Source organism: Herbaspirillum sp. LeCh32-8 (genome assembly GCF_017814915.1).
Classification (GTDB): Bacteria; Pseudomonadota; Gammaproteobacteria; order Burkholderiales; family Burkholderiaceae_D; genus Herbaspirillum.
The window spans coordinates 47,673-69,738 of sequence record NZ_JAGIPZ010000013.1 but is presented as its reverse complement, the minus strand read 5'-3'; the positions used below and the strand labels follow the sequence as shown (position 1 = coordinate 69,738).

Below are 22,066 nucleotides of genomic sequence, written 5' to 3'. Positions count from 1 at the left end.
GATGGCCGAGCAAGACGACATCGGTTCCGCTGCCGCCGCTACTGCCAGTGCCAATGCCGGCGATGCGCAACAGCGCCTGGTCTACCAGATCCGCCATCAGACTTCCTACCAGTATTCGCTGCCGGTGCGCCTGTCGCACCAGATGCTGCACCTGACCCCGCGCGAGCTGCCGTGGCAGCGCTGCCTGTCGCACACCGTCACGGTGCTGCCGGCGCCGCAGCTGGTGCGCAGCTATGAAGACAACTTCGGCAACGTCATCAAGGCGTTCTCGCTGGATACCGACCACACCAGCCTCGAGGTGCATGCCGACTCCTGGGTCGAGCTGACCCCGCGCGGCCTGCCGCAAGCCGGCATGTCGTGGGAGGAAGCGGTGAGCCTGATGTCGTATCGCGGCGGGCAGCCGATGGCGCCGGGCATGCTGGATGCGTCCAACTTTCTGTTCGAGTCCTCGCATGTGCGCATCAAGCGCGAGTTCATCCGCTACGCCGCCGAATGCTTCCGTCCCGGCCTGCCGGTGGTGGAGGGCATGCGCGCGCTGATGCTGCGCATCCATGAAGAGTTCGCCTTCGATCCCGCCGCCACCACGGTGTCGACGCCGGTCACGGAAGTCTTCGCCAACCGTCGCGGCGTGTGCCAGGATTTCGCGCACCTGATGCTGTCCTGCCTGCGCTCGATCGGCCTGGCCGCGCGTTACATCAGCGGCTACCTGTTGACCGAGCCGCCGCCGGGCCAGCCGCGCCTGATCGGCGCCGACGCCTCACACGCCTGGGTCTCGGTGTACTGCCCGGGCGACGACGGCACGATGGGGACGTGGATCGACGCCGATCCTACCAACGGCGTGTTTGCCGACACCAGCCACATCACCCTGGGCTGGGGCCGCGACTTCCTCGATGTCTCGCCCTTGCGCGGCGTGCTGATCGGCGGCGGCCAGCAAAGCATGCAGGTGGCGGTGACGGTGATGCCGGGGGAAGAGGCGCAGGGTTTGCAGCTGTCGATCTGAAGCTGCTGCGGAAATAAAAAAGCCGGCATTGCGCCGGCTTTTTTTTATTGCATCTTCGCGCGGTGAGCTGCGCGTCAGAACTGTTCCCAATCGTCATCGCCGGCCACGGCCTTGCTGCGCGTCGGCTCCGCATTGGCGGGCAGTGCCGGACGTTGTGCTTCTGTTGCACGACCCGGCGACGTTGATGTTGGCGGAGCCGGCACACTGCGTGGTGCCTGCGCTTGCGGCACGCGCTGCGCTTGCGCGGGTTTGCCCATGGCCGCCAGCTGGCGACCGTCGATGCGGAAGATGCTGACGATCTGCTGCAGCGAGTCGGCCTGGTCCTGCAACGACTGCGCTGCTGCTGCGGCTTCTTCCACCAAGGCGGCGTTCTGCTGCGTGACCTGGTCCATCTGCACTACCGCCTGGTTGATCTGCTCGATGCCGTCGCTCTGCTCACGGCTGGAGGCGGAGATTTCGGACACGATGTCGGTCACCTGGCGCACGCTGGAGACCACCTGGTCCATGGTGCCGCCGGCTTGCGCCACCAGTTTGCTGCCGGTGTCGACCTTGGCGACCGAGTCGTCGATGAGCTGCTTGATTTCCTTGGCGGCCGAGGCCGAGCGCTGCGCCAGCGTGCGCACTTCCGACGCCACCACCGCGAAACCGCGCCCCTGCTCGCCGGCGCGGGCGGCTTCCACCGCCGCGTTCAGGGCGAGGATGTTGGTCTGGAAGGCGATGCCGTCGATCACGCCGATGATGTCGACGATCTTGCGCGATGACTCGTTGATCGAGCCCATCGTGTCGACCACCTGCTGCACCACCTGGCCGCCTTCGGAGGCGATGCTGGAGGCCGAGCTGGCGAGCTGGTTGGCCTGGCGTGCGTTGTCGGCGTTCTGGCGCACGGTGGAGGTCAGTTCTTCCATCGATGACGCGGTCTCTTCCAGCGAGCTGGCTTGCTCCTCGGTGCGCGAGGACAGGTCGAGATTGCCGCGCGCAATTTCGCTGCTGGCGGTGGCGATGGTGTCGGTGCCCTGGCGCACCTGGGCCACGATGCGGGTCAGCGCGTCGCGCATCTGTTTCATGGCGAACAGCATGCTGCTCTTGTCCTGCTCGGCCACGGCGACTTCCACGGTGAGGTCGCCCACCGCGATCTTTTGCGCGATGTCGGCCGCGTAGGACGGCTCGCCGCCGAGCTGGCGCAGCAGGTTGCGCGCGATCAGCAGCGAGGCGATCACGCCGATCAGCAGCGCCGCGCCGCCGATGACCAGCATCTGCAGGCGCGCGCTTTCAAACACGGCATGCGCGTGCGCGCCGGCTTCGCGGTTGGATTCGTCTTCCAGCGCGGCGAGGTCGGCCAGCGTGCCGCGGCGCTCGATTTGGCGCGGCCCGATTTCGTTGGTGATGAAGCGCTTCAGCTCCGCATCCTCGCCTTGGCGGCTCAGTTCGACCGCGCGGGCAAACATCGTGCTGGCTGCGGCCGACTGGCTGGTGGCGGTGGCCAGCAGCTCCTTCTCGCGGCCGGAGGTGTTCTGGTCGATGCCGAACAACTCCTGCAACTTGGCCTGCGCCGTCTTGTAGCGTTCATCCTGTTTGATCAGGCCGTCGAGCTCGCGGTCGATGGCGGCCCGGTCGCTCATCAGCGCTACGTTGCGCACGGCGATGGACTGCTCGAAGATGGCTGCGCGCATGGTCATCACTGCGCTGATCTCGACGTTGTTGATGTCGACGATGTTCTTCACCTGAGCGTTGATCTGCACCATGCGTGCGATGCCGATGGCGGTGATGGCCGCCAGCAGCAGAAGCACCAGGCCAAAGCCCAGTCCCAGTTTGGTCGCAACCTTTGTGTTCTTGAACGGCATGATTTTCCCCTTGGTGACGTGCGAAGGCGCCGGTCGGCGCCGATGTGAGGTATTGCCGTGGATGAGGTGATGCGGCTCCCGGGGGAGCTTGCTACGCTGCTTTGGCGAAGGCCGGTGGGCCGGCTCTCTCCCCGCGCTCTTTGGCGTTCGGGGCGTGTGTCTGCTGATGCGCTGTTGACGATCTGCCGGCAGGCCGCTGGTGGCGGCGCGATGTCAGGCTGGCCGATGCATGATAGCGGATGGCTGTCGCGCGGCCATCAGGCGTTCTCTGATGGCGCTTTGTCAACGCATGTCAGGCCTGTGGACGATTTCACAATAGCCTTGCGGTAATATTTTTCAAGGCGTACGGATGTGATCGATCAGCGCGATGGTGCCCTCGTCGGGTGGCGGCGTGAGCAGGCTCACGATCACCATCGCGGCGATGCCCACCGGCACGCCGAACACGCCGGCCGAGATCGGCGCGATGTGGAACCACTGGGCCGCGGCATTGCCGCCAAAGGTGGGATTGGTGTGCAGCATGTAGTACACGCACATCAGGAAGCCGCACACGATGCCGGCGACTGCGCCGGCCTGGTTGGCGCGCTTCCAGAACACGCCTAGCACCAGCGCCGGGAACAGCGTGGAGCCGGCCAGCGAAAATGCGGCGCCGACCATAGAGAGGATGTCGCCCGGCTTCAACGACGCGGCGTAGGCGGCCAGCAGCGCCACCACCAGCAACAGCAGTTTGGAGATGGTCACGCGCTTTTGCGAGGAGGCGCTGGGGTCGACCACCTTGTAGTAGATGTCGTGCGAGAGCGCGTTGGAGATCGTCAGCAGCAGGCCGTCGGCGGTCGACAGCGCCGCCGCCAGGCCGCCTGCGGCCACCAGCCCGGAGATGAAATAGGGCAGGCCGGCGATCTCGGGCATGGCCAGTACGATGATGTCGCCGTCCACCGAGATCTCGCCCAGCTGCACCAGGCCGTCGCGGTTGAGGTCGGTGATCGAGACCAGCGGGTTGACCTTGTCGATGTTGGCCCAGTAGTAGACCCAGTCGGGCAGATGGGAGTAGCTGCTGCCCACCAGCGAGGTATAGATGTCGTATTTCACCAGCACGGTCAGCGCCGGCACGGTGAGGTAGATCAGCATGATGAAGAACAGCGTCCAGAACACCGACTTGCGCGCGGCCGCCACGGTGGGCGTGGTGTAGTAGCGCATCAGGATGTGCGGCAGCGCGGCGGTGCCCAGCATCAGGCAGAACACCAGCGCCAGGAAGTTGTTGCGCTTGATGTCGGAGCTTTCCTTGTCACGGCCGGGGAAGGGCTCGGTCTGCGACACCGGCGGCTGGGCGCGTATCAGGTTGGCGGCGCGCGCTTCGCTCCAGCGACGTTCTGCTTCTTCGGGGCTCTTGGGATAGGACGACAGCATGCGGCTCGCGGCTTTGATCTCGGCCAGCGAGGCGTGGGTGTTGCGCTTGACCTCGTCGATATGGTTCTGCGCCTCGATGCGGCCTTCCTCCCACGAGCGCGGCAGGTTCTTCAGTTTGCGTTCATAGTCGTCGGCGCGCACCTGGAAGATCTTGCGGATCTCCTGTTCCTTCGGATCGCTCTCCAGCTTGTGCTCGATGGCGTTGAGCTTGGGCAGCACCGCGCCGTAGGCCACCGGCGGCACCGGCACGGTGGTGTGCTTGGCGGACAGCCAGATCACCGGGATCAGGTAGGCGAACAGGATGATGATGTACTGCGCCACCTGGGTCCAGGTGATGGCGCGCATGCCGCCCAGGAAGGAGCACACCAGGATGCTGGCCAGGCCGAGGAAGATGCCGATCGAGAAATCGATGCCGGTGAAGCGTGAAGTGATCAGGCCCACGCCGTAGATCTGCGCCACCACGTAGGTGAAGGAAATCAGGATGGTGGCCGCCACCGCCAGGATGCGGATCAGGTTGCCGCCGTATTTGCCGGGGTAGCGCGCGGCCAGGAAATCGGCAATGGTGTATTGGCCGAACTTGCGCAGGTAGGGCGCGATCAGCAGCGCCACCAGCACATAGCCGCCGGTCCAGCCGAGGATGTAGGCGAGGCCGTCGAAGCCTTGCAGGTAGAGGCCGCCGGCCAGGCTGATGAAGGTGGCTGCCGAGATCCAGTCGGCCGCGGTGGCCATGCCGTTGAACAGCGGCGGCACGCGGCGCCCGGCGACGTAGTACTCGGGCACGTCCGAGGTGCGGCAGACCACGCCGATGGCAGCGTACAGGCCGATGGTGACGAACAGGAACAGGTAGCCGATCCACGAGCGCGGCATGCCCTCGTGTTCAAGGATGGCCAGCACGCACAGGAAGGCGATGAAGCCCATCGTGTAGAGCGAATAGTAGCGGGTCAGCCGCCAGAAGAAGTCGCGGTTACTCTCCATGCCTGTTCTCTTGTGCATCGCCCGGTTCGCCGTGCGCCTGTTGTTCGATGCGCCGCATGCGACGCATGTAGATCACCACGATGGCCAGGTAGATCAGCATCATGCCCTGGGCCGCCATGTAGAAGGAAATCGGCCAGCCGAACAAGTGCACCTGATCCAGCTCGCGCGCGAAGAAAATGAAGAAGAACGTGACCAGGAACCACACCGCCAGCAGCACGGCCGTCATGCGTCGGGTCTTGCTCCAGTGGTTGCCGGGATGGCCGTGGTCGCCGGAGGCGGCGTGGGTAGGGTCCATGTCAGCCGATATCGTCGATGAAGGGAGTGCGCGGCATCAGCCGGAAGCTGACCCGGAACAGGCAGCCGGGCTGCCTGGGGTCGTTGCTGCGCGGATTGTTGGCGATCTCCACCAGCGCGTCGTGCTGTTGGGCGATCTCGCGCACAATGGCCAGGCCCAGGCCGCTGCCGGTGGTGGGCGTGCCGAGGATGCGGTAGAAGCGCTCGAACACATGCGCGCGTTCGGCCGGCGCAATGCCGGGGCCGTTGTCTTCCACCTCCAGGATCGCCAGCCCGCCGCCTTCTTCGGTGCGCGCGCGCACCGTCACGCGGCCGTTGCCGTCGTGCGGGGTGTAGTGCAGCGCGTTGTCGAGCAGGTTGGAGAGCATCTCGCGCAGCATGATGGGATTGCCGTTGATCAGGATCGGGTGGCCCGGTTGCTCGAAACCGAGGTCGATGCGCTGGGTGAAGGACATCGGCACCCAGTCCTGCACCACGGTGCGCGCCAGTTCGGACAGCTCGACCGGCGCCATGCCGCCGGCCTGCGATTGCTGGTTCTCGGCGCGGGCCAGCGAGAGCAGCTGATTGACCAGGCGGGTGGCGGTTTCCGAACTCTTGGCCAGCTGTTCCAGCGAGCGTCGCACGTCGACCTGGTCGTCTTGGCGCAGCGCCAGTTCGGACTGCATGCGCATGCCGGCCAGCGGGGTCTTCATCTGGTGCGCGGCGTCGGCGATGAAGCGCTTCTGGATCGCGATGGTCTGCGACAGGCGCGCCAGCATGTCGTTGAGCGAACGTACCAGCGGCGAGATTTCTTCCGGCACCTGGCCCGAGTCGATCGGCGAGAGATCGTCAGGACGCCGCGCGCGGATGCGCTGCTGCAGTTCGGACAGCGGCGAGAGCCCACGCGACAACGCGAACCACACCAGCGCCAGCGCCACCGGCAGGATGATGAACTGCGGCAGGATCACGCCCTTGATGATTTCATTGGCGAGCTGGGCGCGCTTCTCCAGCGTCTCGCCGACCTGCACCGTGGCCAGTCGCGGCTCGCGCGAGGCGGCGCGCTGGGCGGCGCTGCGACGCAGGTCGACCTGCACGTAGGCGATGCGCACGTCGCTGCCGTGCAGGATGTCGTTGCGGAACTGCACCGTGCCGACGGTGCTGCGATCATCATCGGGCGGCGGCTGCGACATGTCGACGTCGCCTTCCACGTATTCGCCAGCGGGGCCGCTGACCTTGTAATAGATATTGTCGATGTCGTCGGCGCGCAGCAGGTCGCGCGCCGATACCGGCAATCGCGCCACTACCTTACCGTTGACTTCGGACACCTGCTGCGCGAGCACAGTGACGCTGTCTTCCAGCGCGCGGTCGAAGGGTTGGTTGGCGATGGATTGCGCGATCAGGTAGGTGATGGCGATGCTCATCGGCCACAGCAACAGCAGCGGCGCCAGCATCCAGTCCAGGATCTCGCCGAACAGCGAGCGCTGGATGCGCTCCACCGGTTGGGTGGCGATGGCGCGGCGCTTCTTGCGCGGCGGCGCGGAGGAGGGGGCTTCGGCGTCAGCCTGCGGCTGGACGGAGGAGGGATCACGCGGCGACATGAGGCAGCGCCGCGGCGGGCGAGCGGGCGTTCAGTAACGGGCGGGCGTGTTCAGGCCGCGCCGCTGGCGACGGCCGGCGCCGGGCTGCCGGCGTCGGGGAGCTTTTCCAGGCAATAGCCCAGCCCGCGCACGGTAGCGATGCGTACGCCGCCGACTTCGATTTTTTTGCGCAAGCGGTGGACATAGACCTCGATGGCATTGTTGCTGACTTCCTCTCCCCATTCGCACAGGTGGTCGACCAGCTGTTCCTTGGAGACCAGCCGTCCCGTGCGTTGCAATAATACTTCCAGAAGGCCCAGTTCCCGCGCCGACAATTCCAGCATCTGCTCGCCGATGTAGGCGATACGGCCAACCTGGTCGTACGACAGCGGACCGTGCCTGATCACCGTGGGGCCGCCGCCGGCGCCGCGCCGGGTCAGGGCGCGTACGCGCGCTTCCAATTCGGACAGCGCGAAGGGCTTGGCCATGTAATCGTCAGCGCCCAGGTCCAGGCCTTGCACGCGCTGCTCCACCGAGTCGGCCGCCGTCAGGATCAGCACCGGCAGGCGCGAATTGCGCGCACGCAGGCGGCGCAGCACTTCCAGTCCGGACATTTTGGGCAACCCCAGGTCCAGGATCAGCAGGTCGAAGTCCTGGGTGGACAGGGCCGAGTCGGCTTCCACACCATTCTTGACGCAATCGGCGGCATAGCCGGAATGGCGCAGCGAGCGCGTCAATCCATCGGCCAGTACGCTGTCGTCTTCAGCAAGGAGGATGCGCATAGGAATTTATCAGAGAGAACTCTCGTCTGATTTGTCTCGTGTGATGGAATTATTGTGGTATTTTCACGCATAATCTACTAATTCAACCGCCAATGCAAATGAGGGAAACGGTTGATCTGAAGATAAGCTCGCAATTGGGGCTGACGCCCGGAATCACTTGTCCGAGGCGCGATCCGGCCGGCTCGGGAAATTGCCGCGTGAGGTCGTCGAGGGGAAATCGACGGCGGATGAGCTTTTAAATGTAACAGTGCGTCGACGGCCCTTGAAGATCGCGGTTTCGGTCCAATAGTAGGAGCTGTAATTAATTTCTCCGCCGGCGTGTCGGCGTAATTTTTGTTGTTATAATTTCTCGCATCCATTGCTGGAAAATTAGATGAAACGTTTGTGGGTCCTTCTGCTGATCTGTCTGTTCCCGGTGCAAGTATTTGCAGCGGTGCTGACGTACGCCAGCTCGGTCGCCGCAACTGATTTCTCGGCGCCGGTGCAGGTGCAATCCAATATCGCCGTCAAGCATCTGGTCGACAAGACCGTTGCCGTGGTCGATCACGTCGCCGACGTGCAGCAGCACGATGCCGTGGCCGACAAGGGCGCGGCCGATGAAGACAGCAATACCTACGCCGACAATGGCGAAGATTTCTCCACGCATGCAGGCATCGGCGACGAGCCGGTGCTGATCCAGTCGCTGGCCATCCTGCCGCAAACCACCCGTCTGGCTCCCGCTCTTCGCAGCGACGACGCCAGCCAGCCTCCGTTCCTGCCGCTCGCCGGCCGTCCTCCCCGGGCCTGATCCTGTCGCTTCGCGCGACTGACTTGCTGCGCCCGCTGAACCGCTCCTGATTGATCCGTGGCTTCGCGTCGTGCGACAGCATGCGCATGTCCGCACGCGATCTCCATTTGTCGCCAATTGCGGCGCCAGTCAGGCAATCAAGAGTTCAGATAACACGGCCGATGTGACCGCATCACATCAGATTCCATCTCAGGAGATAGTAATGAAAAAAGCATTTGTCGCGCTGATAGTGGCGGTGATGACGCTGTCTGTTGGCATATCGACGGTCGAAGCCAAGCGTCTTGGCGGCGGCGGTTCGATCGGCAAACAGTCCGCGGGCGCAGGCCGCCAGGCGCAAAGCCCGGCCGCACCGATGCAGCAGAACGCAGCAGCGGCCAAGCCGGCCGCCCCGGCAGCGGCTCCCGCCGCAGCCAAGCCCAGCCCGTGGAAGGGCATCCTGGGCGGCGCATTGCTGGGCCTCGGCCTGGGCGCGCTGCTCTCGCACCTCGGCCTGGGCGGCGCCCTGGCGAGCATGATCAGCACCATCCTCACCGTCGCCCTGATCGCAATGGCCGCGATGTTCATCTACCGCATGTTCCGCCGCAAGTCGGAGGCTTCGCAGCCGCGTCCGGCATGGGCTGGCGCCAATGACAACCACGCTGCCGACAGCAACGCGACCCCCAAGATCGGCTCGCTGCTGGAGCCGGCGCAACCGCCGGCAGCTCCGCAAGGCGGCTTCGGTGGCGGTGGTTTCGGTAACGCCGAGGCGGTGGCTTACGGCGTGCCGGCCGGTTTCGACACCGTTGGTTTCGTGCGCAATGCCAAGACCTATTTCATCCGCCTGCAAGCGGCATGGGACAAGGCCGACATCAATGACATCCGCGAATTCACCACGCCGGAAATGTTCGCCGAGCTGCGCCTGCAGATCCAGGAACGCGGCGCTGCAGCCAACCACACTGATGTGGTGTCGCTGGATGCGGAAGTCCTGGGTGTGGAAACCGTGGGCAACGATCACGTGGCCAGCGTGAAGTTCTTCGGCTTCATCAAGGAAGACCAGAACGCATCGCCGGCCCAGTTCGCCGAGATCTGGAACCTGTCCAAGCCGACCGCCGGTCAAGGCGGCTGGGTGCTGGCAGGTATCCAACAAGTGGATCCTGTGTCGGCCTGAGCAAAGCTCATGCATCAGTAAAAGTTTGGCGCGGAAGGCGGCGGTTAGTGGATGAGCGTCGCCAGTCCGTTTTACCGCCGGCTCTGCCGGCGGTTTTTTTATTTGCACTCCACGCCTGACGTTTCTGCGTTTCACCGTCTCTCCGTTTCACCGTTTCTCTGCCTCCTCTTTGCGCGCTGTGTTGCGCTCTGCGGCCATCCCGGCCACGCACTTTCTTCCTTCCAGTTTCGCCTCATCGTTGTGATCAAGACATGCGTCGCGCGCAGTCCTACGCATGGCCGAGGGCTTGTCCTATCGTCGCGCCGGCCGCTTGCGGGCAGGATGAGAAGCTCGCGCGGCCCATGCGCAAAAGCGGGGCCGCATTGACCCTGACATGGAGGCTGACATGAAACGCAAGGCATCGGCGGTATGGACCGGCAATCTCAAGGATGGCAAGGGCGCGCTCAGCACCGAGAGCAAGACGCTGTCCGACACCCAGTATTCCTTTTCCACACGTTTTGAAAACGGCGTGGGCACCAACCCCGAAGAGTTGATCGCAGCGGCGCATGCAGGTTGTTTCTCGATGGACTTGTCGGCGCGCCTGGACAAGGCAGGGCTCGGCCCCAAGCGCATCGATACCGAAGCCGCGCTGACGCTGGAGAAAACCGATCCCGGCTTCACCATCACCACTATCCAGCTGGTGGTCAAGGTTGAGCTCACTGATCGCGATGAACAGAAATTCAATGAAGCGGTGGCAGCCGCCAAGGCGGGCTGCCCGGTATCGAAGGTCTTGAATGCCGATATTTCGGTGACGGCGACGCTGGTGTAGGCGATACGGACGGCGCGGCCGACCAATTAAAAAAAAAGCGCCGCTGATGCGGCGCTTTTTTGTCGTCCCGGATCCTCTGGGTCAGCGGCGCTGTTGTTCGTCCGCCTCGTGCCGGTCATGACCTTTGCGTCGCTCCTTGCGCTGCGGCAGATGGCCGGAGGACAGCGGGAACAACAGGGCCACCGCTACCAGGCAAACCATCAGTACCAGGGTGATTTTGTCGAGTGCATCCATGTTCGTCATCCTTCGCCGGGATCAGCCCGGTTGCGCCGGCTTCCAGATCGCCACTTCCGCCGTATTCACCTTCTTCGGCAGCAATCCTGCGGCGTAGAACGTGTCGGCGATGCGCTGCTGTTCTCCCAGCGCATCGAGCTTCACCGCGCGCACTTCATAGCTGCGACGGCCGTTGGCCAGTTCGATGGTGTCGGCGTCGAGTCCCCACAAGGGCGAGAGGAAAGCGGCGGCTTCCTTTGGATGCTGCTTGACCCATTGCCCGGTTTTTTGCAGTTCATTGAAGACCGCGCGCAGCACATCCGGATTGGCGTCGGCAAACGGCGTCGATGCCAGGTAGTAGCGCTGGTAATCGGCAACGCCGCGGCCGTCGGCCAGCACGCGTACTTGCGATTGCCGCTGCACGCCGGCCAGGAAAGGGTCCCAGGTGACCCAGGCGTCCACGCTGCCGCGTTCGAATGCGGCGCGGCCGTCGGCCGGCGACAGATAGGCGGCCTCGACGTCGGAAAATTTCAGTCCCGCCTTTTCCAGGGTGGCGATCAGCAGGTAGTGCACGCCGGCGGCCTTGGTGACGGCGATTTTCTTGCGTTTGAGGTCGGCCGTGGTACGGATGGGCGAGTCGGCGCGCACCACGATCGCCTGGGCCGACGGCGAAGGCGACTCTTGCGCCAGGTAGGTCAGCTTGGCGCCGGCTGCCTGGGCGAACACCGGCACCGTGTCGGCGACGTCGGCGCTGAGGTCGACCCCGCCGACGTTGAGCGCTTCCAAGAGCGGCAAGCCGCTGGAAAATTCATGCCAGCTGATCTTGGCGCCGCCGGGCGCGAGCAGTTTTTCCAACGTGCCATTGCTCTTGATGATGGTCAGCAGCGTCGAGGATTTCTGGTAGCCGATGCGGATCGCGCGACCGTTGCCCTGCGCCAGGGTAATGGAGGGCAGCGCGGCGGCCGCGCCCAGGGCCGCAGCAGATTGCAGGAGGCGACGGCGATGCAGGTCGGGGAGAGATGATTTGCTCATGGCGTCATGGAAGGTGGTCAGGAAACGCGCTTCAGGATTTGGCGCGCGAAGAAGTCGGGATGCGATGCGCTTCGCGCCAGCGCAGGCTGTTACGTTCGGCCAGGCGCAGCAAGCTGTCGCTGAGCTTTCCCAGCAGCGCGAGCACCAGGATGGCCGCCAGCACCAGGTCGGGACGGCTGCTTTCGCGACCGTCGGAGAGCAGGTAGCCAACGCCGCGTGTGGCCGCGATCAACTCGGCCGCCACCAGGAACATCCAGGCCAGGCTCAGGCCGCCGCGCAGGCCGGCGAACAGGTAGGGCAGCGATGCCGGCAGCAGGATGTGCCGCACCAGCTCCGCGCGTCCGAGCCCGGAACTGGTGCCGACCTCGATCAACTTGTGGTCGATGTCATGGATGCCGGATACCAGGTTCAGGTAGACCGGAAAGAAGGCGCCGATGGCGATGAGCACGATCTTGGGCGTCTCATCGATGCCCAGCCACAGCAGCAGCAACGGAATCCATGCCAGGCTGGGAATCGCGCGCAAGGCTTGGAAGCTCGGTTCCAGCAGCGCCTCGGCGCGGCGGCTGGTGCCCACCAGCAGACCCAACGCGACGGCCGACACGCTGCCGATGATGAAGCCGGCCAGCACGCGCGCCAGGCTGGCCCAGATGTGGGGTAGCAGCTCGCCGCGCACCGCCAGCGACCACAGGGTCTGCGCCAGTTCACTGGGCGGCGGCAACAGTCGCGCCGGGATCAGCCCCAGGTGTGCGCCGAGTTCCACCAGCAGGAAGAAGCCCAGCGGCAGGATCCAGCCGGTAAGTTTGCCGGGGCGATAGCCGTCGTCGTGCGGCCAGCCTCTGCTCACTTTTGCCGGCGCGCGCGGCGCTTGCTTCGCCGTCGTCGTGGCCGGCGCAGCCGAAGAGATCGCCGCCTGCGACGGCAGGCGGGCGGGTTTCGCTGTGCTCATGGCGCCGGCCTCGTCCATCGCATCAAGCCTTGACCACGCCCGTCGCGTACGATGGATCGATCAGGGCGTTGATGGTGCGCGGCAGATCGGTGCCGCTCTTGACCAGATCTTCTTCGGTCAGGATGGGGGCGGCTGCGCGCAAGGCGTCGATGTGTTCGCGACCGATCAGCGGGTGCGAGAAATCGTTGCGCTTCAATTGCAGGCGCGCCACCGGCGGCGACAGCTTGGATTCTTCGGCCAGCAGCGCCACGGTATCGTCGGGATGCGCCGCGATCCAGGCGCGCGCCTTCTCATAAGCGGCGATCACCTGCCTGACCTGCTCGGGATGACGCGCGGCGAAGGTATCGCTGACGTTGAGGAAGCCGTAGGTGTTGAAGTTGACGTTGCGATAGATCAGGCGCGAGCCGGCTTCCAGCTCGCTGGCGGCCAGGTGCGGATCGAGCCCGGCCCAGGCGTCCACCCGGCCTTGCTCCAGCGCCACGCGTCCGTCCGGATGCTGCAGGTGGACGATCTCGACGTCGCCTTTCTTCAGGCCGTTTTCATGCAGCGCACGCAGCAGGAACAGGTAGGGGTCGGTGCCCTTGGTAGCAGCGATCTTCTTGCCCTTGAGCTCGCGCACCGACTTCACCGGCGAATCTTTGGACACCGCCAGAGCGGTCCATTCCGGGCGCGAATAGACGTACACCGCCTTGATCGGATTGCCGTTGGCGCGCGCCAAAAGCGCTGCCAGACCGGCGGTGCTGCCGAAGTCGACGCTGTCGCTGTTGAGGTATTCGAGCGCGCGGTTGCTGCCTTGGCTGAGCACCCACTTGACCTCGGTACCTTGCGCCTTGAGGGCCTCCTCCAGCCAGCCGAACTTGCGCAGCACCAGGCTGGGCGGCGAATAGTAGGCATAGTCCAGGCGGATGGTCTTGGGTGCCTGGGCAGCCTGTGCGATCAAGGGTGTGGCGCCCACCAGGCCGGCGCCCAGCGAGGCTGCGCCGAGGCGAAGAAAGTGTCTGCGTTCCATGATGTCCGTTCTTGTTGTGTCGGGGGAGTCTGCGGTGCAGACAAACACTCTAAGGACGAACGACGAACGGCAGAACGATTGTTTTCAGGTTTGGATATGCGCTTTACGCATGCTCCCGCAGCGGTTGCTGCAGGAGCGGGGATGTTGCGTCAGGGCAGGCAGAGCTCAAAGAGCGCGCCGCCGTCCGGATGGTTGGACAGCCGCGCCTCGCCGTGCTGGTTTTCCTTGTTGTGGGCGGTGGCGATGGCATTGCACAGGTCCATGCCCAGCCCGGTGGAGGGCTTCTTCTCTTGCGTGCCGATGCCGGGGCCGTCGTCGCGCACCGTGAAGATCACGCCGCCTTGCGGGTTCTTGCGGCAGCCCAGCTCGATGCGCGAGCGCGCGAAGCGGCTGGCGTTCTGCCAGGCGGCTTCCAGTGCCAGCGCCACCAGGTGCTCGTCGAAAAAGCCGATCAGCGGCATGTCGGTCTCGTCGATGCTGACGTCGATGCCGTTGCCGTTGCGGCCCACGCCGTGCTCACGCAGCAGGGCGTCGAGGAAGTCCAGCGGCGATACCGCCTCCACCTGCGCGCGCAGGCCTTGCGAGTCGGCCTTGTACAAGGTCAGGAAGGCGATCAGTTTTTCCTGCAGCGCCAGGCAGGTGACGTGCGCCTGCTGCACGCGCGGCACGTCGTCGGACAGGCGACGCAGTTCGCCCTCCAGCACGCCCAGGGAGTTCTTGATGTCGTGAATGATGATCGCGGCAAGCTTGGGATCCATGGTCAGCTCTTCGGGGCTACTTTGCTCAGGGTGTCGCGCAGGAATTTGTGCATCTTGGCGACACGGTCATTGCCCGGAATCAGGCGGTCCAGGGTGGCGAGGTAGCGCCGCACGCGTTTGACGTACTCGTCGTTCCAACCGCGCTGGCTCATCCACAGCAGGTGCAGCTGCGCCGAGGCGAGCAGCACGCCGGTGTTCTCCGGCATGCTGTTGAGCGCCTCTTCCAGCTTGGCCAGCGATTCGTCGGGCTTGGCGCTGCGCATGAGCGCGTTGGCCTCGGCGATGATGCTCATGCAGTGCTTGACGGCGCCGTCAATGAGCTCGTCGGCCAGCGCATTCTTGCCGGTATCGGCCAGTACCTTGCGCGCCAGCGTCTGCAGGTTCTTGTTTTCGTGGTCGGACTTGATGGCGTCGGCGATCAGCTTGGCGCCCTCGTCATCCTTGCCCATCGAGAAGGCGGCCTTGGCCAGCGCCAGCGTGGCGACTTCCGAGATGTCCTTGCCGGCGGCCTGCTTGGCGGCTTCGAAGGCCTGCTGGGCGGAGATGGTGTCGCCCAGCTGCACGTAGGCTTGCGCTTGCACCGCTGCCTGGGCCGAGGTGAACAGGCTGGATTCTTCGTAGCGGCGCGGCGCGCTTTCCAGCAGGCGCAGCGCCTGGTCCGGATCGCCGCTGTCGACGTGCACTTGGGCCAGCGACAGCAGGTCGGTCGGTTGCGCGGTGAGCGAACCCTTGGTGTGCTTGAGCACCTTGTCGTAGGCTTCGCGCGCCTGGTCGAGGTGGCCGCTGCGGTAGGCGACTTCGCCCACCAGGCGGCTGCGGCGCGCCGACGGAATGATCTCGGAGGACGTGGTCAGCGCGGCGAGCGCGCCTTCCTGGTTGCCCTGCGCTTCATCGATCTGCGCCAGCAGGTCGTAGGCGGCGATGAACTGCTTGTTTTGCGCCAGCACGTCCTGGATGATGGTGCGCGCATCACTCAACTGGCCGGCCACGATGTTGCAGCGGGCCAGGCCGATCTTGGCCCACACCAGGTCGTCGCGCATACCCAGCGCCTGCTGGTAGACCTCGCGCGCCTCGTCGATGCGGCGCTGCTCGATGAGGAGCGTGCCCTTGGTCTTCATGATCTCGACGATCCACTTCGGCGCGGCCTTGAGCACGTTGTCGCACTCGATGATGGCGCCGGCGAAATCCTTGCGCTTCATCTTTTCGGTCACCGGCAGCATGGCGTGCTGCTTTTCCAGCAGGCGATCGACGCGCTCGGCGATGCGGCTGGCCGTCAGCGGTTTGAGCATGTAGGCATCGGGCTGGAACTCGGCGGCGCTGGCCACCAGGTTGTAGCCGCTCTCGGCGGTCACCATGATGAACATGGAGGTCGGCGAGAGCATGTTCTGGGTGCGGAAGAACTCCAGCAGCTGCTGGCCGTTGCTTTCCTTGTTCAGGTTGTAGTCGCAGATGATGAGGTCGTAATTCCCCGACTGCACGAAGCGGATCGCTTCGTCAGGCGTGGCGGCCTGATCCACCTTGGTCACTCCGAGCTGGCCGAGGTGCATCCGGATGTTCTGGCGCATCGTCGGCATGTCGTCAATGACGAGGCAGCGCAGCGCGCTGATATGGCTGAAGGGGACTAAACTCATGACTACCGTCTATAAAACAATCTTTTATCTCGTTATATTGCTAGCCTGAAATGTATATCAAATCAGCATGATTCCGTAGCGAATTTAGGGACGGAATCCTTATCCATTTCTAGGCAAACCGCGAGTTTGACGGTTTTTGCGCCGGCGCGCATCTCCGGTGTTGCAGGCCGGCCGCGGCGCGGTTTTGTTGCACTCTTATAATTGCCTCTTCCGCCGCAATTTAAAAACGCTTGCGCGAATTACTGTTTTTTTATACAGTATCGCTTCATTGGTCTGGCGCACTCCGCAAAACCGCGCCGCGCGCCAGATGCATCCAAGCAATACCTTTCCTGTAAGACACTTCTTCACGACCTTTTGCCGAGAGAAATTTATGGACGACAAAAAAGCTGCGAACAACTCTGAAAAGGGTAAAGCGCTGGCCGCCGCGTTGGCGCAGATTGAAAAGCAGTTTGGCAAGGGCTCCGTGATGCGCATGGAAGACGGCATCATCGGCGAAGAGATCCAGGTCGTGTCGACCGGCTCGCTGGGCCTGGACATCGCCCTGGGCGTCGGCGGCCTGCCGCGCGGCCGCGTCGTCGAGATCTACGGTCCGGAATCCTCGGGCAAGACCACGCTGACCCTGCAAGCCATTGCCGAAATGCAAAAACTGGGCGGCACCTGCGCCTTCATCGATGCCGAGCACGCGCTCGACGTGACCTACGCGCAAAAGCTGGGCGTCAACCTCAGCGACCTGCTGATCTCGCAGCCGGACACCGGTGAGCAGGCGCTGGAAATCACCGACGCCCTGGTGCGCTCCGGCGCGGTCGACCTGGTCGTGGTCGACTCGGTGGCGGCGCTGACCCCCAAGGCTGAAATCGAAGGCGACATGGGCGACTCGTTGCCCGGCCTGCAGGCCCGCCTGATGTCGCAGGCGCTGCGCAAGCTGACCGGCAGCATCAATCGCACCAACACCACCGTCATCTTCATCAACCAGATCCGCATGAAGATCGGCGTCATGTTCGGCAATCCGGAAACCACCACCGGCGGCAACGCGCTGAAGTTTTACGCCTCCGTGCGCCTGGACATCCGCCGCACCGGCTCGATCAAGTCCGGCGACGAAGTCATCGGCAGCGAAACCCGCGTCAAGGTCGTCAAGAACAAGGTTGCGCCGCCGTTCCGCGAAGCCCACTTCGACATCCTGTATGGCGAAGGCACTTCCCGCGAAGGCGAGATCCTGGACCTGGGCTCCGAACACAAGGTGGTCGAGAAGTCCGGCGCCTGGTACAGCTACAACGGCGAGAAGATCGGCCAGGGCAAGGACAACGCCCGCAACTTCCTGAAGGAACGTCCGGAACTGGCGCGCGAGATCGAGAACAAGGTTCGTGTCGCCCTGGGCGTGCCCGAGCTGGCCGGCGGCGAAGCAGCCGAAGCGCAAGCTTCCTGATTTCCCGCAAGGCAGAGATAAGCCGGTGCGGCGGCAAGGGATGCCTGGCCCGTCGCTGTCGTACCGGTGGTTGTATCCGCTGCGGATGTCGTCATGGAAGATCGTCGTCGCTCGCAGCGGTTGTAGTAGGTATTGAGTCGTGCCGGTGTTTGACCAGCTCAACGGGAAGGCGCCGGCTTCACAGCATCAACGGCAGTAACCGCATCAATGGCAGCAAGTGCACCATCACCGCATCAACCGTATCAACCGCAATATTCGTTTCAACGTCCGTGTAGTCGAACGTCATGCCCAGACCGCCGATCAGCCTGAAAGCACGGGCGCTCAAATATCTCTCTTCACGTGAGCATAGTCGCCTGGAACTTGCGCGTAAGCTTGCCCCTTACGCGCAAGAGGGTGACGACATCGAGGCCTTGCTCAACTGGCTTGAGCAATCCCGCTTCCTTTCCCAAGAACGTTTTTCCGAGTCGCTGGTGAACCGGCGTGCGGCGCGCTACGGCAACAACCGTATCCTGTCCGAGTTGCATGGTCATGGCATCGGCGGTGACGGGTTGGCCGAGCTCAAGGCCGACCTGGCTGCAGGTGAGGGCGAGCGCGCAGCGCAAGTCTTGCGGCGCAAGTTCGCCGAACCACCGGCCGACGTCGAGACGCGCGCCAAGCAGATGCGCTTCCTGCAGCAGCGCGGTTTTTCCCATCGCAGCATTCGCGAGGCCTTCAACACGGCCTGGGCGGATGACGAGGATGGCGGCTGAGCGCCGCATCTTCAATCTCCACTTTCTTTTACCTCGTTCCCGGTCTGAATGGCATGTGTCGGCGAATCCGTCATGTCCGCCTGCCGCGCCTTCAAGTCTTTATCGGCAATGTTAGCGCTACCGGCGCTCACCCTTCATTGCCTGTGCTAAAATTCGGAAGTTTTTGCTGCAACGCGGAAGCCTGAGGAGATCTGTCGATGCTTGTCGTTTTTATTAAACGGTGCGTCGATGTAAGGCTGATGACAGCGGTGGAGACAGATAATGCGCATCGCGCCGGATTGCCCGGCGTGAGACGAATATCAGACCAACTCATGCAGACGGCATGCACATGCCCAATTCTACGAATTCTTTCGCAACCCGCGCAGCTCACGCCTGCGCCAGTTCCCATCCGGCCTCGGATGCGACGCCCGCCTGCGGGTTGCGGTCTGCTTTCTCGTTCGCCGGCATCATGCCGTCGACAGAATTTCAATCCGGCAAGTTTTATTCATTCAGTGTCTAAAGGGAAGCTCCCATGAAAATCCATGAGTATCAGGGTAAAGAAATCCTGCGCCAGTTCGGCGTAACCGTTCCGCGCGGTATTCCTTGCATGTCGGTCGACGAAGTCGAAGCGGCAGCCAAGAGCCTGGGCGGCTCGGTGTGGGTCGTGAAGGCACAGATCCATGCCGGCGGTCGCGGCAAGGGTGGCGGCGTGAAGGTGGCCAAGTCCATCGAGCAGGTCAAGGAATACGCCAACCAGATCATGGGCATGCAACTGGTGACCCACCAGACCGGTCCTGAAGGCCAGAAGGTTCGTCGCCTGCTGATCGAAGAAGGCGCCGACATCAAGAAGGAACTGTACGTTTCCCTGGTGACCGACCGCGTGAGCCAAAAGGTTGTGCTGATGGCCTCCAGCGAAGGCGGCATGGACATCGAAGAAGTTGCCCACAGCAACCCGGAAAAGATTCACAACGTGATCATCGACCCCGTCACCGGCCTGACCGATGCCGACGCCGATGACGTGGCCGCCAAGATCGGCGTGCCGGCCGCTTCCATCCCCGAAGCGCGCAAGAACCTGCAAGGCCTGTACAAGGCTTACTGGGAAACCGACGCTTCCCTGGCTGAAATCAACCCGCTGATCCTGACCGGCGACGGCAAGGTCATCGCCCTGGACGCCAAGTTCAACTTCGACTCCAACGCCCTGTTCCGTCACCCGGAAATCGTCGCCTACCGCGACCTGGACGAAGAAGATCCGGCTGAAGTCGAAGCCTCCAAGTTCGACCTGGCTTACATCTCCCTGGACGGCAACATCGGCTGCCTGGTGAACGGCGCCGGTCTGGCCATGGCCACTATGGACACCATCAAGCTGTTCGGCGGCGAGCCGGCCAACTTCCTGGACGTGGGCGGCGGCGCTACTGCCGAGAAGGTCACCGAAGCCTTCAAGATCATGCTGAAGAACCCCGACCTGAAGGCCATCCTGGTCAACATCTTCGGCGGCATCATGCGCTGTGACGTGATCGCCGAAGGCGTCATCACCGCCTCCAAGGCAGTGTCGCTGGGCGTCCCGCTGGTGGTCCGCATGAAGGGCACCAACGAAGACCTGGGCAAGAAGATGCTGGCTGACTCCGGTCTGCCGATCATCTCGGCCGATTCGATGGAAGAGGCAGCGAAGTCGGTTGTGGCTGCTGCCGCAGGCAAGTAAGAACTCATACATGCAAGTCTGCGCCGCTGCGGCTGCGCCAGGTGCGACAAAGGCATCCCGGCCGCGAGCAGTGCAGGCATCACAGACAAGGAAGAGAAATGTCGATCCTCATCAACAAAGACACCAAGGTCATCACGCAAGGCATCACTGGCAAGACCGGCCAGTTCCACACCCGCTTGTGCCGTGAATACGCGAATGGCAAGAACGCCTTCGTGGCAGGCGTGAACCCGAAGAAGGCCGGTGAAGACTTCGAAGGCATCCCCATCTACGCCAACGTGACTGAAGCCAAGAAGGCTACCGGCGCGACCGTGTCGGTGATCTACGTGCCGCCCGCCGGCGCCGCCGCTGCGATCTGGGAAGCTGTTGAAGCCGATCTGGACCTGGCCATCTGCATCACCGAAGGCATCCCCGTGCGTGACATGCTGGCCCTGAAGGACCGCATGGCAAAGGCCGGTTCCAAGACCAAGCTGCTGGGCCCGAACTGCCCCGGCCTGATCACCCCTGACGAAATCAAGATCGGCATCATGCCGGGTCACATCCACAAGAAGGGTCGTATCGGCGTGGTTTCCCGTTCCGGCACCCTGACCTACGAAGCCGTCGGCCAGCTGACCGCTCTGGGTCTGGGCCAATCGTCGGCAGTCGGTATCGGTGGCGACCCGATCAACGGTCTGAAGCACATCGACATCATGAAGGCATTCAACGACGATCCGGACACCGATGCCGTCATCATGATCGGTGAAATCGGTGGTCCTGACGAAGCCAACGCGTCGTACTGGGTCCGTGACAACATGAAGAAGCCGGTCGTTGGCTTCATCGCTGGCGTCACCGCGCCTCCGGGCAAGCGCATGGGCCACGCCGGCGCGCTGATCTCGGGCGGTGCCGACACCGCCGAAGCCAAGCTGGCGATCATGGAAGAGTGCGGCATCAAGGCCACACGCAACCCGTCCGAAATGGCGCGTCTGCTGAAGGCCATGCTGTAATCAATGCTGTATGGTGGCCGTCCCGAAGCGCCCGGCGCCTCGGGATAGTCACTGCAAGACCAATATGGGGAGCTGCGGCTCCCCATGTTTTTTCACGGATATCGCGGACATCGGATATCAAGAATTCATAAGGACAAGGACCAGCATGGAATTCCTGGCAAACCTGAACTGGGTGGCGGTGGGACAAATCATCCTGATCGATATCCTGCTCGGCGGCGACAACGCCATCGTGATCGCGCTGGCCTGCCGCAACCTGCCGGCGCAGCTGCGCATGAAGGGCATCGTCTGGGGCACCATCGGCGCCATCGCGATCCGCATCGCCCTGATCGCCTTCGCCGTGACCATGCTGGAGCTGCCCTTCCTGAAGCTGATCGGCGGCCTGCTGCTGCTGTGGATCGGCGTCAAGCTGCTCAACGAGGACGATGAGCACGCCGAGGTCAACGGCAGCGATCGCCTGTGGGGCGCGGTCAAGACCGTGATTGTGGCCGACTTGGTGATGAGCCTGGACAACGTGATCGCCATCGCCAGCGCGGCCGAGCAAGCCGGCCAGCATCAGATGGCCCTGGTGGTGTTCGGGATCGTGGTCAGCATTCCCATCATCGTCTGGGGTAGCACCCTGGTGTTGAAGCTGATGGAAAAATTCCCGGTTATTATCACGCTGGGCGCGGCGCTGCTGGGCTATATCGCCGGCGGCATGATCTTCAGCGATGTCGGCGTGCGGGGCTATCTGCAGGGCTTCATCCCCGACACCGAGTTCGTGGTGCCCGGCGCGCAGCTGCACCTGAGCCTGCCCGGCCTGGTCGGCGCCGTCGGCGTGGTGCTGGTGGGCCTGAGCCTGAAGCGCAGGAAGCAGGGGCGGGAAGGAATCTGAAGCCGGTCGTCCCAGGCGCGGCGGGTCGAAATGATTTACGGATTTTTTCGACGCCGCCGTGAGACCAGGCTCCGCATCGGCCGATGTTTGACGCATGTCAGCGACCGCGGCGTCAAAGCCTGTTAGTTTGGAACAAATTCGCTTGGCCGCATCGCTGGCGGTGCCGATACTGGCAACGCCAT

Annotated in this window: 20 protein-coding genes; 9 read left to right on the top strand and 11 right to left on the bottom strand. The window is 63.6% G+C overall.

The genetic code is table 11. From position 1 onward, the window contains the following. The first annotated feature begins 1 nt into the window (after window position 1). Window positions 2-1,000, top strand: coding sequence for a transglutaminase family protein (locus J8I26_RS19475; protein ID WP_209608767.1), 999 nt, complete (start codon window positions 2-4; stop codon window positions 998-1,000). A 74-nt stretch (window positions 1,001-1,074) separates the two neighbouring features. On the opposite strand, the gene J8I26_RS22840 is transcribed toward J8I26_RS19475, so the two are convergent. The 5 genes from J8I26_RS22840 to J8I26_RS19450 all read right to left on the bottom strand — a co-directional run bounded on the left by J8I26_RS22840 (window position 1,075) and on the right by J8I26_RS19450 (window position 7,852). Further along, window positions 1,075-2,841 (bottom strand): methyl-accepting chemotaxis protein, encoded by a 1,767-nt coding sequence (locus J8I26_RS22840; protein ID WP_209608766.1) that lies wholly within the window; start codon window positions 2,839-2,841, stop codon window positions 1,075-1,077. 336 nt (window positions 2,842-3,177) lie between these two features. Beyond that, complete coding sequence (locus J8I26_RS19465; protein ID WP_209608765.1) at window positions 3,178-5,220, bottom strand: sodium:solute symporter family protein; 2,043 nt, start codon at window positions 5,218-5,220, stop codon at window positions 3,178-3,180. Then, window positions 5,210-5,515 (bottom strand): DUF4212 domain-containing protein, encoded by a 306-nt coding sequence (locus tag J8I26_RS19460; protein ID WP_209608764.1) that lies wholly within the window; start codon window positions 5,513-5,515, stop codon window positions 5,210-5,212. Before J8I26_RS19460 ends, J8I26_RS19465 begins: the two co-directional genes overlap by 11 nt. 1 nt (window position 5,516) lies before the next feature. Continuing rightward, window positions 5,517-7,091: a sensor histidine kinase gene (locus J8I26_RS19455; protein ID WP_209608763.1), complete on the bottom strand. Its 1,575-nt coding sequence runs from the start codon at window positions 7,089-7,091 to the stop codon at window positions 5,517-5,519. A 50-nt stretch (window positions 7,092-7,141) separates the two neighbouring features. Next, a complete protein-coding gene (locus J8I26_RS19450; protein ID WP_209608762.1) occupies window positions 7,142-7,852 on the bottom strand; it encodes a response regulator transcription factor in 711 nt (236 codons plus the stop codon). Window positions 7,853-8,225: 373 nt separating this feature from the next. Here J8I26_RS19450 and J8I26_RS19445 point away from each other — a divergent pair, with 373 nt between their 5' ends. From J8I26_RS19445 to J8I26_RS19435, 3 genes are all read left to right on the top strand, one after another. Then, on the top strand, window positions 8,226-8,639 hold the full coding sequence (locus J8I26_RS19445; RefSeq protein WP_209608761.1) for a hypothetical protein: 414 nt from the start codon (window positions 8,226-8,228) through the stop codon (window positions 8,637-8,639). Window positions 8,640-8,841: 202 nt separating this feature from the next. Further along, complete coding sequence (locus J8I26_RS19440; protein ID WP_209608760.1) at window positions 8,842-9,786, top strand: Tim44-like domain-containing protein; 945 nt, start codon at window positions 8,842-8,844, stop codon at window positions 9,784-9,786. A 385-nt stretch (window positions 9,787-10,171) separates the two neighbouring features. Continuing rightward, complete coding sequence (locus J8I26_RS19435; protein WP_209608759.1) at window positions 10,172-10,594, top strand: OsmC family protein; 423 nt, start codon at window positions 10,172-10,174, stop codon at window positions 10,592-10,594. A gap of 81 nt (window positions 10,595-10,675) precedes the next feature. Here the strand turns inward: J8I26_RS19435 and J8I26_RS19430 are convergent, their stop codons facing one another. The 6 genes from J8I26_RS19430 to J8I26_RS19405 all read right to left on the bottom strand — a co-directional run bounded on the left by J8I26_RS19430 (window position 10,676) and on the right by J8I26_RS19405 (window position 16,183). Beyond that, window positions 10,676-10,828, bottom strand: coding sequence for a hypothetical protein (locus tag J8I26_RS19430; protein WP_209608758.1), 153 nt, complete (start codon window positions 10,826-10,828; stop codon window positions 10,676-10,678). 21 nt (window positions 10,829-10,849) lie between these two features. Further along, window positions 10,850-11,839, bottom strand: coding sequence for an aliphatic sulfonate ABC transporter substrate-binding protein (locus J8I26_RS19425; protein WP_209608757.1), 990 nt, complete (start codon window positions 11,837-11,839; stop codon window positions 10,850-10,852). A gap of 31 nt (window positions 11,840-11,870) precedes the next feature. Continuing rightward, window positions 11,871-12,785 carry an ABC transporter permease gene (locus tag J8I26_RS19420; protein WP_209608756.1) on the bottom strand — a complete coding sequence of 305 codons (915 nt, stop codon included), beginning with the start codon at window positions 12,783-12,785 and terminating at the stop codon, window positions 11,871-11,873. A 22-nt stretch (window positions 12,786-12,807) separates the two neighbouring features. Further along, on the bottom strand, window positions 12,808-13,794 hold the full coding sequence (locus tag J8I26_RS19415) for an aliphatic sulfonate ABC transporter substrate-binding protein (protein ID WP_209608755.1): 987 nt from the start codon (window positions 13,792-13,794) through the stop codon (window positions 12,808-12,810). Between the two features lie 149 nt (window positions 13,795-13,943). Next, on the bottom strand, window positions 13,944-14,552 hold the full coding sequence (locus tag J8I26_RS19410) for a HAMP domain-containing sensor histidine kinase (RefSeq protein WP_209608754.1): 609 nt from the start codon (window positions 14,550-14,552) through the stop codon (window positions 13,944-13,946). A gap of 2 nt (window positions 14,553-14,554) precedes the next feature. Further along, window positions 14,555-16,183 (bottom strand): tetratricopeptide repeat protein, encoded by a 1,629-nt coding sequence (locus J8I26_RS19405; RefSeq protein WP_209608753.1) that lies wholly within the window; start codon window positions 16,181-16,183, stop codon window positions 14,555-14,557. A gap of 370 nt (window positions 16,184-16,553) precedes the next feature. Between J8I26_RS19405 and recA the strand changes: the two genes are divergently transcribed. The 5 genes from recA (at window position 16,554) to J8I26_RS19380 (ending at window position 21,884) form a co-directional block, all read left to right on the top strand. Then, the gene (recA, locus tag J8I26_RS19400; protein ID WP_209608752.1) at window positions 16,554-17,606 is read left to right on the top strand and encodes a recombinase RecA; all 1,053 of its coding nucleotides are present in this window, start codon (window positions 16,554-16,556) and stop codon (window positions 17,604-17,606) included. Between the two features lie 284 nt (window positions 17,607-17,890). Further along, complete coding sequence (recX, locus tag J8I26_RS19395) at window positions 17,891-18,355, top strand: recombination regulator RecX (protein ID WP_209608751.1); 465 nt, start codon at window positions 17,891-17,893, stop codon at window positions 18,353-18,355. Window positions 18,356-18,866: 511 nt separating this feature from the next. Then, entirely contained in the window at window positions 18,867-20,033 is a 1,167-nt protein-coding gene (gene sucC / locus J8I26_RS19390; protein WP_209608750.1) for an ADP-forming succinate--CoA ligase subunit beta, read from the top strand. A gap of 98 nt (window positions 20,034-20,131) precedes the next feature. Beyond that, a complete protein-coding gene (sucD, locus tag J8I26_RS19385; RefSeq protein WP_079216758.1) occupies window positions 20,132-21,013 on the top strand; it encodes a succinate--CoA ligase subunit alpha in 882 nt (293 codons plus the stop codon). Window positions 21,014-21,158: 145 nt separating this feature from the next. Beyond that, window positions 21,159-21,884 (top strand): TerC family protein, encoded by a 726-nt coding sequence (locus J8I26_RS19380; protein WP_209608749.1) that lies wholly within the window; start codon window positions 21,159-21,161, stop codon window positions 21,882-21,884. The last annotated feature ends 182 nt before the right edge of the window (window positions 21,885-22,066 follow it).